This window comes from Escherichia sp. MOD1-EC5189 (assembly GCF_002966045.1).
GTDB lineage: Bacteria > Pseudomonadota > Gammaproteobacteria > Enterobacterales > Enterobacteriaceae > Escherichia > Escherichia coli_F.
Window position 1 is genome coordinate 219,780 of the sequence record NZ_PTRX01000006.1, and the last position, 13,377, is coordinate 233,156.

At 50.3% G+C, this 13,377-nt stretch carries 16 protein-coding genes and 1 pseudogene; 2 read left to right on the forward strand and 15 right to left on the reverse strand.

Annotated features, from left to right (window positions below):
• Entirely contained in the window at nucleotides 1-537 is a 537-nt protein-coding gene (gene yghD / locus ATB02_RS07595) for a GspM family type II secretion system protein YghD (protein WP_105271341.1), read from the forward strand.
• Between the two features lie 278 nt (nucleotides 538-815).
• Here yghD and ATB02_RS07600 read toward each other — a convergent pair whose 3' ends face one another.
• The 15 genes and pseudogenes from ATB02_RS07600 to ATB02_RS07675 form a co-directional block, all read right to left on the reverse strand.
• Complete coding sequence (locus ATB02_RS07600) at nucleotides 816-1,658, reverse strand: DUF4942 domain-containing protein (RefSeq protein ID WP_001280493.1); 843 nt, start codon at nucleotides 1,656-1,658, stop codon at nucleotides 816-818.
• 84 nt (nucleotides 1,659-1,742) lie between these two features.
• The gene (locus ATB02_RS07605) at nucleotides 1,743-1,940 is read right to left on the reverse strand and encodes a DUF957 domain-containing protein (RefSeq protein WP_085949090.1); all 198 of its coding nucleotides are present in this window, start codon (nucleotides 1,938-1,940) and stop codon (nucleotides 1,743-1,745) included.
• A gap of 27 nt (nucleotides 1,941-1,967) precedes the next feature.
• A pseudogene (locus ATB02_RS07610) lies at nucleotides 1,968-2,165 on the reverse strand (DUF5983 family protein); the annotation flags it as partial.
• Nucleotides 2,162-2,539: a type IV toxin-antitoxin system cytoskeleton-binding toxin CbtA gene (gene cbtA / locus ATB02_RS07615; RefSeq protein WP_000854821.1), complete on the reverse strand. Its 378-nt coding sequence runs from the start codon at nucleotides 2,537-2,539 to the stop codon at nucleotides 2,162-2,164. The pseudogene ATB02_RS07610 and the gene cbtA, both read right to left, overlap by 4 nt.
• A gap of 89 nt (nucleotides 2,540-2,628) precedes the next feature.
• Nucleotides 2,629-2,997 carry a type IV toxin-antitoxin system YeeU family antitoxin gene (locus ATB02_RS07620; protein ID WP_001285610.1) on the reverse strand — a complete coding sequence of 123 codons (369 nt, stop codon included), beginning with the start codon at nucleotides 2,995-2,997 and terminating at the stop codon, nucleotides 2,629-2,631.
• A gap of 79 nt (nucleotides 2,998-3,076) precedes the next feature.
• Complete coding sequence (locus ATB02_RS07625; RefSeq protein WP_000692350.1) at nucleotides 3,077-3,298, reverse strand: DUF987 domain-containing protein; 222 nt, start codon at nucleotides 3,296-3,298, stop codon at nucleotides 3,077-3,079.
• An 86-nt stretch (nucleotides 3,299-3,384) separates the two neighbouring features.
• A complete protein-coding gene (locus tag ATB02_RS07630) occupies nucleotides 3,385-3,861 on the reverse strand; it encodes a JAB domain-containing protein (RefSeq protein ID WP_001186711.1) in 477 nt (158 codons plus the stop codon).
• A gap of 15 nt (nucleotides 3,862-3,876) precedes the next feature.
• The gene (locus ATB02_RS07635) at nucleotides 3,877-4,362 is read right to left on the reverse strand and encodes an antirestriction protein (RefSeq protein WP_016231429.1); all 486 of its coding nucleotides are present in this window, start codon (nucleotides 4,360-4,362) and stop codon (nucleotides 3,877-3,879) included.
• Between the two features lie 91 nt (nucleotides 4,363-4,453).
• The gene (locus tag ATB02_RS07640; protein ID WP_097513416.1) at nucleotides 4,454-5,275 is read right to left on the reverse strand and encodes a DUF932 domain-containing protein; all 822 of its coding nucleotides are present in this window, start codon (nucleotides 5,273-5,275) and stop codon (nucleotides 4,454-4,456) included.
• A 220-nt stretch (nucleotides 5,276-5,495) separates the two neighbouring features.
• Complete coding sequence (locus tag ATB02_RS07650) at nucleotides 5,496-5,906, reverse strand: hypothetical protein (protein ID WP_097513417.1); 411 nt, start codon at nucleotides 5,904-5,906, stop codon at nucleotides 5,496-5,498.
• 15 nt (nucleotides 5,907-5,921) lie between these two features.
• Nucleotides 5,922-6,599, reverse strand: coding sequence for a hypothetical protein (locus ATB02_RS07655; protein ID WP_097513418.1), 678 nt, complete (start codon nucleotides 6,597-6,599; stop codon nucleotides 5,922-5,924).
• A 135-nt stretch (nucleotides 6,600-6,734) separates the two neighbouring features.
• Nucleotides 6,735-7,805 (reverse strand): patatin-like phospholipase family protein, encoded by a 1,071-nt coding sequence (locus ATB02_RS07660; RefSeq protein WP_000102627.1) that lies wholly within the window; start codon nucleotides 7,803-7,805, stop codon nucleotides 6,735-6,737.
• Entirely contained in the window at nucleotides 7,802-8,707 is a 906-nt protein-coding gene (locus ATB02_RS07665; RefSeq protein WP_000203554.1) for a diguanylate cyclase regulator RdcB family protein, read from the reverse strand. The genes ATB02_RS07660 and ATB02_RS07665 overlap by 4 nt, the downstream gene beginning before the upstream one ends.
• Nucleotides 8,704-11,088, reverse strand: coding sequence for a dynamin family protein (locus tag ATB02_RS07670; protein WP_000544704.1), 2,385 nt, complete (start codon nucleotides 11,086-11,088; stop codon nucleotides 8,704-8,706). Before ATB02_RS07670 ends, ATB02_RS07665 begins: the two co-directional genes overlap by 4 nt.
• A gap of 199 nt (nucleotides 11,089-11,287) precedes the next feature.
• Nucleotides 11,288-12,115, reverse strand: coding sequence for a GTPase family protein (locus ATB02_RS07675; protein WP_105271342.1), 828 nt, complete (start codon nucleotides 12,113-12,115; stop codon nucleotides 11,288-11,290).
• 354 nt (nucleotides 12,116-12,469) lie between these two features.
• Here ATB02_RS07675 and ATB02_RS07680 point away from each other — a divergent pair, with 354 nt between their 5' ends.
• Complete coding sequence (locus ATB02_RS07680) at nucleotides 12,470-13,210, forward strand: DUF2971 domain-containing protein (RefSeq protein ID WP_000960228.1); 741 nt, start codon at nucleotides 12,470-12,472, stop codon at nucleotides 13,208-13,210.
• Nucleotides 13,211-13,377 lie beyond the last annotated feature (167 nt).

Consider the following 13,377-nt stretch of genomic DNA (forward strand, 5'->3'; position numbering starts at 1 on the left):
ATGTTACGCGATAAATTTATTCACTATTTTCAGCAATGGCGTGAACGCCAGTTAAGCCGTGGCGAACACTGGCTGACACAACACCTGGCGGGGCGTTCTCCGCGTGAAAAAGGCATGTTACTGGCAGCGGTAGTGTTCCTGTTTAGCGCCGGATATTACGTTCTCATCTGGCAGCCGTTGAGCGAACGGATTGAGCAACAGGAGACGATGTTGCAGCAGCTGGTGGCGATGAACGCGCGACTGAAGAGCTCCGCGCCGGATATTATTGCGGCGCGAAAATCCGGCACGACAACGCAAGCACAGGTATCGCGGGTCATCAGCGACAGTGCTTCGGCGCATTCAGTGGTCATTAAGCGGATAGCCGAGCGCGGGGAGAATATCCAGGTCTGGATAGATCCTGTGGTATTTAATGATCTGCTGAACTGGTTAAACGCGCTGGATGAAAAGTATGCGCTGCGGGTGACACAAATTGATGTCAGCGCAGGTGAGAAGCCTGGGATGGTGAACGTGCAGCGACTGGAATTTGGAGGGGGGTAAGTATCAGGAGATTAATATCAATAAAATTACTCTCGTTAACGTGGCGAGAGTAATTCCCCCAGACCTTATAAGCTAAGTTTTTTCGTGAAGGTTATTGCCAGATCCAAAAGCAAAAACCCGCCTTGTGGGCGGGTTCTTTAGAATAGTGGTGCCGGACTCGGAATCGAAAATTTCTTTTATCATATTGATATTAATATAATTTATTTGGTTTGATTAAAAATGTACCCTCAATTATACCCGCAGTCCCTTTTGATATCGAAAGGGAATCACACTCGGGATCAGGCTGAGAGCACAGAAGGAAAGTACCTGGCTATTATATCGTTAATTCTGTCAATCAGTTCCAGCCTTTTGAAAGTGATGTGTGCAGATCCCTTCTTAAAGTATTTAATGATGAACATCTCGTCTTCATAGCGCTCTTTACCCTGAACGGACTGGATGTGACCATCCAGACGAATAGTGATGTTTTCCCGGTTGTCGGGGATCGGTTTGCCGCTGAACAGATGTAGCATTCTTTCCAGGTCGACGAGTCGGTCAGTCTGTTGCCCGGTGATAAGATGAAACCCCCACCGGTCCCACCTCACTAGGTTGTTGACGATAATTTTACTGCCAAATTTGCAGGGGCAATTGGTTTTGTAATTCCAGTTCAGTCCCCTGAAGACGTTGATCACCCCTCGCTCAAACACCTCATCCTTATTCTGGTGTAGTTGTTCAAATGTGCTCAGAATGTTCGCTTCACTGATTTCCGGAAAATTATCGTGCTCCAGTGACCGGTACCATGTGTCACGGGCCTGTGCATCCATTAAGGAAAGCATCCCTGAACGTTGCATCAGGTCACGCCAGATTTCGCGATCGAGATTGCGTGTGATGGCTTTCATTGCGGTTTCCGGTTTCTCCATCAGCCAGCAGCCGCAGCGAAAATCCTGTTTCATGGCCCAGTCCGGGGCGGCTTTACCGCCAATACTTTCTGTCATTGCTGATATTTCAGCCAGTTGCCGGATAAGTGTGTCGATTTGCAGCAGTGTACTCTTTCGTACAGCCAGAATGTGGCGGATACTGGTTGAGCAGATAACGTCCGTATGCCCGGTGACCACTTCCGGACGGGAGATTGTGATGTCTGACATTATCGGTTTCCCTTTTGGTTTATAAACGAAAACGCCAGCCCTGTTCAGGCTGACGTCAGTGGAATGAAGTATGGTGAGTGATATTTACCGGTTCTGGTGCAGAAGCTGCAGATGACGAAGAGTACGGACATCCTCCCGGGCCTGTTCGATACAGGGCAACAGTGCTACCGAATCCGTTTTATCCTCATCGTTGTCAAAGATAATTCCCGATTCGCAGTCGATATTGTCCTGCAGCCACGCAATGAGGATATCCAGCGCTGTTTCAGTGGTTAATGGCATCACGCTCTGTATCACTGTATTGTCTTCCGGCAACTGATGAGGGCTGGCAGAAGTCGCCGGTGTTTCGGTAGCGTCACGTTCATTCACCACGCGGAGTGAATAACCGTTTTCAGCGACTTTGTTAATCAGTTCAGCGAGCTCAATACCATCGACGTCAACGACAATGCGCCCCATGTTCAGCGCCTGCGCATTAATGCTGTCGGCTTCCAGCGTCAGGGCCAGTTTCATTGTTTCGCCCCCGGATGTTTACCCAGGGTAATGTTATTTACCGTTCTGTAGTTGTCGCGTGTCATCAGGCCGGTTGCCCGGCGTGCCCGGAGGATATCAATACTGTTTATTAACTGAGAACGGGTACAGGCGCTGAATCCCGGCTGGTCGGTACGTACCAGTGCGTATTTTTCAACGAGAAAGTTCACCGCATCGCACAGTGAAATGCCTGCCTCAATATGCTGCTCAATCACACGTTCATCAGCGAACGGTGTGTCATTCAGCGTAAGGCCGTAGTGCTGATCCAGCAGTCGGGTGAGCAGTGTCTGCCAGATTTCAACCGGAGACGGGCGTGAACTGGCCGCCTGCCCGGGTAATACAGGTAATGTTTTCATACTGAAGATTTTCCTGATATGCAGAGATGAAAAATGGAAAAGTGGCGTGGTGAAAGCACCAGGCCGGAGCAGAAGGTTATTCTGGAGAGTTACTTTTTCGTTTCGGGCGTCGGATAAACAGCCATATAAACGTAGCCACAACTGCCGAGGGTGTCGGCTTCGCAGGTCAGCCCTTTTGCATACAGCGTGACGGTATGCTGATGGCGGGGATTCAGTTCACCGCTGGTGAGCATGAGTTCCAGTTGTTTCATCAGCAGCGGAAAGGCCTGGTCCAGGTGGTACGAATCCGCGTCGCTGAACCGCCCTCTGATACCGGCGCGGTCGGCAAGGTAATGCAACCGATTGCCTTCCTGTACCAGACGGGCACCAAAACAGGGCGTCACGGTGCAGGGCAGTCCCCACCAGGTGCGGTCGTTATTGTCGTCGGGAAGCGTTGTCCCGGGGAGTGTGTCTGACACGATAAAATCCTCACAGAAAATTGGTTAAGAATGGTCCGGTGGTGGCGATAATTCTGCTCTTCTGAATGCCCTTCCAGACTCAGTTCAGGGTGACGCTCATCAGCCGGACATACGGACCAAAACTGTCCTTCCGGCGTTCTGCAAACACAGCCAGCACACCGGGAATATCCTGTACTTCACGGCCGGTATATGTATCCGTGCTACCGTGCCAGCGGTATTTACCGGTACAGAACGGAAAAAGACGGGATGCAGGATGCTGACGGTGAATACGCATGGCTTCACCACGGGTGATGATTTTCATGAGAATAGTCCTCCTGAATGTGAAAGTAAGAAACAGCTGAGAAAGAGAAACTGAAGTGATATGAAGGTGATTGTGACGGTGACGGGTTAAAGCAGACCGTGTTCCGCAAAGGAGAAAACCTGGCTGCCACCGACTATCAGATGGTCCGGCACCCGGATATCCACCAGGCCCAGTGCCTGTACCAGACGTTCGGTGATAAGCCGGTCTGCCTTACTGGGTGTGACTTCACCGGACGGGTGATTGTGTGCCAGTACCACGGCAGCGGCATTGTGGTACAGGGCGCGTTTAATCACTTCCCGGGGATGGACTTCCGTGCGGTTGATGGTGCCGGTGAAGAGGGTTTCACCGGCAATCAGCTGATTCTGGTTGTTCAGATACAGCACCCGGAATTCTTCACGCTCCAGTCCCGCCATGTTCAGAATCAGCCATTCCCGTGCTGCACGGGTGGAGGTGAAGGCCACGCCAGGTTCATGAAGATGGCGGTCCAGGGTTTTCAGGGCCCGTTGAATGAGGCTGCGCTCGCCGGGCGTCATCGCGCCGGGCAGAAAGGAAAGTTGTTGCATTGTGCTTCTCTCCATTCAGTCGATGATGCGCATAATGGCGCTGCATTCCGGATGCTGCAGGGCGTAATCCCGCAACCGGTAATAATGGACCGTCATGGCATAACACTCCGTACGACAGGCGTGATGACTGTACGTCATCAGACAGGCAGCAATGCCGGCGGCTTCCGGGCTCATTTCAGCGCGGTTACCGTTCATGGCATTGAACAGTACCCATATTTCGTCATCATCGTCATCCGGTTCGGGTGCCATAAATGCCCCGCCGTTGTTCAGAGTGTACAGATTCCAGATACCACCGCAGTAGTCTTCGCACAGACGGTCCATCCAGCCGAAAACACGGGGCTCCAGGGTCACCCACTGTGGAATGAGGCCAAAATGTTGCGGCCAGAAGCTGATGCGCTGTTCATCAGGGACTATGGTGGCAACCAGCTGAGGCTGGTCCTTCCCTGATGCAGCGGTTACGGAAACAGAAGGAGTGGTGGAATTATGCGAGACGGTTGTCATGAGATTATTCCTTATCAAAAGTAAATGAATGGAAGAAACCCCGGGGGAAGGGACAGACGTGAGTCAGAACTGCGCTTTCAGGGAAAAGGCATCAGCACATGCTCTCCAGCAGCGTTTCAGCCATCACCCACAATGCGCGATTGAGCTTAATGTCGGTATCAATGCTGTGAATGGCCCGGGTATGGATACGTTTTCCTTTTGCACTGCGACCGGAAATCCCGCCTTTCAGCATATTCTCCTGGATGGTCTGATATGCGCTCCACAGGTCCTTACCGTAATCCTCCCGGCGTCGCGGCGTCAGAATGTCGGCGGTGGTGACGGGCTGATGTTCGTCACCATAACGGTAAGTCAGTGCCGCCTGTGCCAGCGCCTGGCGTGCCGGTGGCAGCAGGACCAGCGACTGCATGGCATCACGCTTCTCCTCTATCCGGTCAAACACGCCCACCACCTCGTAAGCCCCTTCGATAACTTTCTCCACTACATTTCCCCGGTGTGGAACACGCACTTCCCCCAGAGACTGACCACAGACGCAGCCGTTCTGGCAGACGAACCTGAAGTAACCCGGCAGCATCTGGTAGCTGGAGGTACCGTCATGAGAGTTGAGCAGAATAATTTCAGGGACATGTTCTCCGTTTATCTCTCCGGCCCGCCGCAGACGCAGCATGTGTTTGGTATATTCCCGGCGGCTCTGGTCGCGCACACGGGTCTGGCAGGCGAAGAACGGCTGAAAGCCTTCCCGCTGCAGATTTTCCAGGACGGTAATGGTGGGAATGTACGCATACCGTTCACTGCGGGAGGTGTGCCGGTCTTCCCCAAAAATACTGGGTACATGGCGTATCAGTTCTTCATGTGTCAGCGGACGGTCACGGCGTATCTGGTTTGCAGCATAACCAAAACGACTGGCTAATCGCATACTTTGCTCCTTATCGGTGGTTAAGATTTACTGGTGCAATAAATGAAAAAAGCCGCGTCTCCCGGAGAAGACGCGGCCTGACGGGTGAAATGAATAAGGTTTATTGTCTGAGAGGCCTTTCACTGGCGAGCCACGCATTAAGCGGCTTTCCGGTAACAATGGCTGGGGCTGTATTTACCTTTGATATTAATAATGTGCAGAGAAACGCATGGTTTACTCCTTAGATTTTAAGTTTGTCCTGGGCTACAACGATGGGTGCTCCAGAGGTGTCGATAACACCTACAGTTGGTACACCGTTTTTGATTTTGAAGAACGGTTTGTTTTCGCCTGAACACAGTTGGTTGTCTTTGTATTCAATTTTCTGCGCTTTCCAAGTTTCCAGGTTGAGTACCGACATAGGGCTGTCGTAGCACCAGGCACCACCTTGCTCAACAACGAAAACATACCTGTTACCTTTGTATTCAAACAAATTCTTTGTCTGGCAATACAGGCCGTCAATTTCTGTGCAGTAGAATTCGTCGGTACTGTTGACGTATTTGATACCCGCCGGTAGTTTTACTGTTTTTGCTGCTACGTTAAGAGAGAACAGAACAGTTACAGCAACGAGTAAAGTTTTGATAAACGTTTTCATGACAGACTCCTTAAATTAATTAACCGTAGCTACGTATTTCTTAACCAGATAAGCGAATTCATTAACGCCGATATCGCCGAACCAAACCAGGTAACCTGGGTCGACGTTGTAATAGTAACCTACCACGACATGGGTCTGCGGGTTATAAAGCGTCGTGATGTATTCCCAACCACAAGCATTGCTTTTACAAGCGGTAGACTCAAGCCAGACTTTGCCGTTGATTTGTACAGGAAAAACATCGCCGCCAGGACCATTCATCACGCCATCTTTACCGAATAACCCGTCTAGTCCGACAGGTTTCAACGCTTTATCGATTGCGGCTTTATAAGTCGCGTCGTCGGTATAGAGCGTATTGATATCAGGACACGCACCAGGTTGTTCAGCCCAGGCTTCCGGGTTACAACTAAGTGCTTGTTTTACGGTAGCCGCTTCTGCGTTAAAGTTAAAGCCTGTGAACAGAACCGCCAGAAATAACATAAGGGTATGTAAACGTTTCATTGTAAATATTCTTCCGTTGTAAATGGCGCTGGAAAATTTCTCATCAGTGAAACCTTCCGGAAGTTTCCACCCCTTGTATGATGTATATCGCCAGTATTTTATTTCATCCCGGCTGTAATTTTTATATTCCCCGGCACGTGCAATAACGCTTACCAGAGATATAAGGCTCATTAATAACTTTACAGGTAATTTCATAATTAAATTTCCAGTGAGTGAATTGACAGATGAGGGGTAAAACTTTCTCTCAGGTAATATATGTCTGAAAATATTTTCAATAACACCAGACAGGAAAAACACCACCACAGGCGGTGGCGTTTCTTTGGGGCGTCTTTATTTAATCCGGGCCATCGCGTTTCTCAGTGCCAAATCTGCCTCTTCCGTTATCTCCAGACTTTTCTGCAACACCGTTTCTGACCGGGACAGTACCTGACGTGCTGCCAGCGGTTTCCGGATATGCTCCATCGTCAGCATCGTGTCTTCATAGCCCTGCTGACGCCAGGCGTCGGTATGTGCCAACGTGAAACTGAGCAGACCGCCGCTGTTGCCACCATCACCTGCATATTTCAGCCTTTTCCGGGGACGGATCTCAAGGATTGTGGTGTCCGGAAAAGCCTGGCGATCCCATAAAGAACCGTCACTCAGATGCGTCACAATCACCATATTGCATCCGGCATCGACCAGAGGCGTCACAGGGGTATTTCCCTGCATATTTCGCCATCCTCCCATACCACCATCACCGAACATTGTCCCCTGAACCTCACGGGGACGGAACAGCAGGGGCAGCGCGGCTGACGCAAGCAGAGCCTCTTTCTGCTGTCCGCGGGGCAGGCTCTGGATATGCTGAAAAACGGCGTTTTTCGTGGTTCCGGCACCCAGTTCAGCACGAATGCAGTCAATAATATCCTGCATGCCCCCTTCTGTGGGGTACAGCGACACATACAGCGGTAGCCCGTCTGCCAGAGCATCAGTATCAAGATAATGATCCAACAGCGCTGTCAGAGGCTCATCTGACAACAGCGGCTGAGCCATCGGATTGTCGAAGCCGTTGATTATCGATATATGGCGAAGAAGTGTCGTAAGCAGTGCTCCTGCACGTCCGGGGATCTGGCAGAGGTTCATGGCCTGAACCATTTTTTTCAGCAATGAAAAGTAAACCGATCGGTTTACCGACAGCACCTGATTATTCCCCAGATGCTTCCAGAGCGCCTCCAGGCGTGCGGCTGCTTCTGACAGATCGGGAGAGGCCGCGATAATGGCACCATTGAATGCGCCAATGCTGGCCCCTGAAACCATGCTGATCTGTGTGCCACACTCTGCCAGTGCCTTAACCACACCTGCCTGATAAGCGCCCACCGCCCCGCCGCCGGACAGCACCAGCCCCGTTTTCATTTCTGTACTCATGCTGCCCCCTTCTGAAATATTTCATCGACCATACTTTCAGAGAGGCGTTCTGCAGAGCAGAGGCGAGGCATGCGAACCGGTAAGTGTTCTGCAGCCTGCGTGGTTGACCAGATCACCGGATGCTGCTCTTCACTGCACCAGTCCCCCAGCCAGTTAATCGCGTCATGCCACTCGTTATCTGCCTGCTCCCGGCCCTGACCACCAAGCCAGTCCAGAGTGTTCAGACGCACGGTTGCACTACCGCCACTCTCCTGTGCCATCTGCGTTAATGCTTTATGTCTGAGAATATCCAGTAGCTGGTTAACCTGGCCTGTTTCGCCCTGGCGTATCACATCACCAAACGCGCCCCAGCGAAGCTCTTCAAGTGCCACATAACAACGTCCGGCAGGGGAAAATGACGCATATCGCCCGGCGCTCCACCATGAGAATATCTGCTCAAGATGTAACTGCGCCCGCTGAACCTGGTCAACACGGTGGAGTTTTTCTTCAAGATGATTCAGTTTCTGGTGAACCTGATCGGCCAGGGTGAGTAACTGCTCCCGCGTGTCAGCCGAATAATGCGCCAGCCTGGCAGTATCACTGACCAGTGAACTGACCCTGTCGTTTACCCGGGTAATCGCGTAGTTTGTGGTGGCAAGTGACGTTGTCAGCTCCGTCAGCCAGCGCAGGGACGCCTCAACGCCCTGTGCAAGCGAAGCATTGATGGCATTCTGCCGTGCAGCGCCTTCGCCGGTCATCCCCTCTTTTAAACGCCGGAAGAACGTGCGCTCTCCGGCCGTGCGGATATGCTCCTGTGCAACATCGATTCCGTTTGCGAAATCAACCACAAATTTTTCAGGAAGACAGGTGAGTACCTGACATACCCGGTTATCAGCAATTTGTTGAATAAATGGTGAAGTCACAGCATTGTCTCCAGCTCTTCCCTCAGCGCCTTACTGTCAGTAATGAGCTCAGGAACCCTTTCATTTAATGCCTGAAGTCGCCCGGTAAGCCGTTCCTGCGCCTGCTGATCGCGTTTACGATCTTCAGAGCTCTGAATCAGCGTGTTACGCAGTTGTTCAACTTTCTCCCTGAATGCGCAGAAAAAGGCATCGATTTCCTGGCGGACGGGCTGGTTAATATCCTGCTCAATGGATGCCTGCAGCTCCCCGAAATATGCCCGGGTCAGTGACATCACTTCCTCTCTGACCTTGTTGATATTGATCACGCTGCGGCTCACATCCACACTGTACTCTTTCCAGCCCCAGTCACTGGTGTTTGCCCATCGACAAAGCGTACCCCAGACACCATCCTGTCGACAGCGACGAGTGACGGTCTCCGTTCTTTCCTCCATAAGCGCGCTCAGATTTGTTTTTACTGCGAGCCGGGTCTGTAACTGGCTGACTGCCGGAAAACTGATTTTTACAGTGAAACCTTCATCCTCCAGACGGGCATTGATGCGTCCGGCAATATTTTCTGTGGCGTACAGGGCCGTACCACGAAAACCTGTTTCAATACCCCTGACGATTTTTTCCAGTTCAGGACGGAACTGTGCTTCAGCCTCACGGTGCAGGCTGGTCACGGTCGATTCGATTTGCGTCATCAGTTCAAGGGCTTCCCTGCGATCACTGAATTTTATTTCGGGGCTGTCCGGATCAAAGTCCCGCATCCTGTCATGCTGATTTCCGGTTCCGAAAATATCGTGAAAGAAAGCGAATGCGTTTCTCTCCCGGGGCTGCGCTGAATTTTCTTCCTCCAGCATTTGCTGTTCTTTGCGTTTACCGCTTCTGAAATAGTCATTCAGCTCCTCTTCCAGTGAGGTGCAGACCCCCGTCAGTAATTCCCGGGTTTTAGTATCGATCTCCTCCATAGCCATTCTGACATCTGCGGTCACCTGCTCCTGACAGTCCGCGATTTCCCGGATATCCGCCAGCAGGCTGGAGATATGCGCCTGCAGTGACTGAATGCTTTGCTGTAGCCCCTGATGGCGTAATGACAGATATTCGCTGACATTTTCCGCATTCTGCATCAGTTTTGCGGCGGCAGAATCAACCGCCAGTGCCGCCGCTCTGGAATGGGAGCTCTGTATGACTTCCGTTATCAGTTGATCGATAAGTGAACCTTCCCACAGGTCTGTCGCCCCTTCGGTTGCCATTTCACTGTCTTTACAGACGTATTCTTTTTTCATGCGACCGAAGGCTTCCCTGACAAAATCATCGACCCAGGCTTCATCAACAGGAAGGGTTCCGTTTTTCCGTAACTCATGAAGCGCACGGTTAGCCAGGTACGCCTGACGTGATGAGCCTGGATAAACGCGGGAGGCGGGCAGCACATCACTGTTCAGCATTGCCGGAACTTTCTGGCGTACGGCATCTGCCCCATCGCCATTGCGGTCTTTCTCATCAAATTTATTGACCAGCACAAACAGGCGGCCGGCTGATACGTCAGCAATGGCATTAAGCTCTTTACGGACGTCTTCATCCGCTTTTGAGTTCATCTGGGTGTAATCCATCACCGCCAGCACCGCAGAGGCTTTCTGCAGTTGATCCCGCATCATCACTTCCATCTGCGGTTGTCCGGCCTCATTAGGGCCGGGGGTATCCAGCAGTGTGAGTGTTCCCTGGCATGCATCCATCCCCACCAGATGGCTGAATTCCACGTCGATCACCGGCAGTTTCTGCACTTCTGCGTATTCATCAAAAGGAAACTCACTCCCCATTGCCGCAGCAAGGCGAACCAGATCGTTTAACGATGCCAGTCCGGTAAAGATTTCCTCCTCCCCGTGGTATTCATTTTTGAGCCAGCCATCATTTGCCAGAATATCCAGCAGTTCGCAGGTATCCCCGGTTTGCTGCAGGGTCTGTGCGACTTGCTGTCCTGCCGGGGTGTCGAGTTTTTGTTGCAGTGTGCTTAATAAATTGCGGACGGGCTGAATATGTTCCAGATGGAGGACCGGCTCAGTTTTTCCGGGAACGTGGCGGATGAGCGTCGGTACAGAGGTCATGGGGCGGTTACGGTTAGGCAGAATTTCCTGCCCCACAATGGCGTTGATGGTAGTTGATTTACCTGCTTTCATCGTGCCGACAACAGCCAGCACCATCTCCCTGCGGGCGGTTTTGATTTGTTCGCCCTCCAGCTCCTCAATTCTTTTCAGTGCTTTCTGTTTATCGAAAAGCAGTCTGTTTTCGTTCTTACTGTCAGATAACACATCCGGTTCATCAACCATTTGCCGGAGCAGATTAATGTTCAGTTGCAAAAGTCGGTCGGCTTCATCACAAAGCAGGGCGATGTTCTTTTCGTGCATTATTTAACCTTCCTGAGACGCATTTTCATGACAACCACGGAGGAGGTCATTTACCACAAACGATCGTTTATAACGATCGATGCATTCTATTAATCTGGAAAACACAACACAAGGGGACAACCCGGGTATGGCTGCGTTTGCATTGTGTTTTCATGGAGTTAAAAATCTGTAACAAGAGTCTGGTGCATCACCACCGGGTTCAGAAGAAAATCCAGTTCCATACCGCGCGGGCAACAGAGGCAATACAGACGCTCTCCGCCGTGTCAAATATCCGGTCCACCGCACCGGTAAACTGTTCACGGGCCTGAGCGCGGACAGATTCCGTGCGCAGCTCGTCCTGCAGGCGGGTCATCAGGGGACTGGCGGCATGGTCGGGAAGCGCTGTCATGAGCGCACTGACCAGCGTATCCAGTTCCCAGCCGGTGCGGGCCGATACGGCCACAACCGGATGTACGGGCCGGAACAGACGGAATACCGCCTCCGTTTTTTCGCGAATATTCTGTGCCTGTGCGGGAGAAGGCTGAATGCCGGCCATATCCCATTCATGGCAGGGCTCCGTTTTGTCGGCCTGCGTCACCACAAACAGCACCTGCTGATGTCCCCGGTGCAGGATGTGTCGCCAGAAATACTCATCCACAGACAGGGCACGGTCATCGGCTTTAATCAGCCACAGTACCAGGTCAAGTTCAGGCAGAATGTCACGGTACAGGGCTTCATACTCTGCATCCCTGTCCCGGCTCTCGCCCACCCCGGGCAGGTCAGTGATAACCATGTTGTGACCATGGCCACTCAGGCGGAAGCGCCGCACTTCCCGGGTGCCGGCGTGAACATCACTGACCGGGGTGACCTCCCCCTGAAACAGTGCATTACAGAGTGAGGATTTACCGGCCCCGCTTTTCCCCATAATGCCAATCACGGGTTCGTGACTGGTGAGTTTGCGCAGATGTTCCAGGATGTGACGGGAAAGTGAGTAAGGCAGGGAGGAGAGCGGTTTTTCAATTGCCTCAATGGCATCAGACGGATTCATACATGTATTCCCGGTGAAAAAAGACAAAACCCCCGCACACCGGAAAGGTGGCGGGGGACTCACGGAGATAATATATGTCTGAAATTATTTGGAATGCAGGTATATGTGGCTGATACAGGTCTGAATCTAATCTGACAGTCCGCTCTGTGCCAGTAGCGGACGTTACTAACATAATTCAAGAAGATTAAAGTATTCCGGAAACGATTTTGTTAGAATGTTTTAATTATGTAACCAAGATACATTTTCTTATGAGAGTATATGCGAGTTTTTATCTTATAATCAGAAGATTACAATCTGAACTTGTGATAGTAAAGTTACATAATTAATTATGTTAACATTGAAAAAATCATAGGAATGCTAGTGATAAAGCCTGAAATTACATCTCTATTCAAATACTGCCCTATCGGTAAGAATCAATTAAGTGCTCTTGCACAGCGGAAAATCTGGTACTCAAAACCGGCAGGATTTAACGATCCTTTTGACACCCAATTTTATGTGAGAGGACAAAGGCATGTGTACGAACGGGAAATGGACTCTGAAAAATTATCAGCCATTTTTGGTGAAGATATGTCAGATGTAATGGTTTCCAAAAAACGTTCTCTTGATGAACTTTTGGACAGATTTAAAAGCGGTTTAGAAAAGTTAGGTATTCTTTCACTAGCAAGCAGTAACAAAAATTTGCTGATGTGGTCGCATTATGCTTCTGAACATAAAGGTATGTGCTTAGAGTTTAAACGCATCGCCGGCACAGCCTTAGCAGATGATAAAATAACTAGGCCGATGAATTACAATGATAATTATCCATCGATACAGGCAAGTTCAATTTTAAATGAAGTCGATACATTATCTAATAAAATTAGAATATTACATACAAAATCTAAACATTGGGAATACGAGCAGGAGTGGAGGCATGTAGTTGAGCAAGGTAATGAGTTACATCCTTGGCCCGCAGAATTAATTTCTGTTTATTTCGGCTGCAAGACAGATATGTCAGATATACATTTGGTAAGAAGTATAATTACGGACCCAAATGTTAATTACTATAAAGGAAATTTGTACAGTGATAAATTTGACATTTATTTTCAACCGATATAATTACTTAAAAACATATATACATTAACTAATGTTAAGTATTGTAAATACATCACGATCGATTGAATGTCTGCTGTTCGCTCGCAGCGGACCTGATCTTACCCAGCAATAGTGGACACGCGGCTAAGTGAGTAAACTCTCAGTCAGAGGTGACTCACATGACAAAAACA

What these genes read in the sequence shown, in the direction of transcription:
- ATB02_RS07625 (WP_000692350.1), bottom strand. Translation starts at nt 3,298, where the DNA reads ATGAAAATCATCACCCGTGGTGAAGCCATGCGTATTCACCGTCAGCAT.
- ATB02_RS07680 (WP_000960228.1), top strand. Translation starts at nt 12,470, where the DNA reads ATGCTAGTGATAAAGCCTGAAATTACATCTCTATTCAAATACTGCCCT.
- ATB02_RS07660 (WP_000102627.1), bottom strand. Translation starts at nt 7,805, where the DNA reads ATGAGTACAGAAATGAAAACGGGGCTGGTGCTGTCCGGCGGCGGGGCG.
- yghD (WP_105271341.1), top strand. Translation starts at nt 1, where the DNA reads ATGTTACGCGATAAATTTATTCACTATTTTCAGCAATGGCGTGAACGC.
- ATB02_RS07675 (WP_105271342.1), bottom strand. Translation starts at nt 12,115, where the DNA reads ATGAATCCGTCTGATGCCATTGAGGCAATTGAAAAACCGCTCTCCTCC.
- ATB02_RS07650 (WP_097513417.1), bottom strand. Translation starts at nt 5,906, where the DNA reads ATGAAAACGTTTATCAAAACTTTACTCGTTGCTGTAACTGTTCTGTTC.
- ATB02_RS07655 (WP_097513418.1), bottom strand. Translation starts at nt 6,599, where the DNA reads ATGAAATTACCTGTAAAGTTATTAATGAGCCTTATATCTCTGGTAAGC.
- ATB02_RS07670 (WP_000544704.1), bottom strand. Translation starts at nt 11,088, where the DNA reads ATGCACGAAAAGAACATCGCCCTGCTTTGTGATGAAGCCGACCGACTT.
- ATB02_RS07635 (WP_016231429.1), bottom strand. Translation starts at nt 4,362, where the DNA reads ATGACAACCGTCTCGCATAATTCCACCACTCCTTCTGTTTCCGTAACC.
- ATB02_RS07640 (WP_097513416.1), bottom strand. Translation starts at nt 5,275, where the DNA reads ATGCGATTAGCCAGTCGTTTTGGTTATGCTGCAAACCAGATACGCCGT.
- ATB02_RS07630 (WP_001186711.1), bottom strand. Translation starts at nt 3,861, where the DNA reads ATGCAACAACTTTCCTTTCTGCCCGGCGCGATGACGCCCGGCGAGCGC.
- cbtA (WP_000854821.1), bottom strand. Translation starts at nt 2,539, where the DNA reads ATGAAAACATTACCTGTATTACCCGGGCAGGCGGCCAGTTCACGCCCG.
- ATB02_RS07600 (WP_001280493.1), bottom strand. Translation starts at nt 1,658, where the DNA reads ATGTCAGACATCACAATCTCCCGTCCGGAAGTGGTCACCGGGCATACG.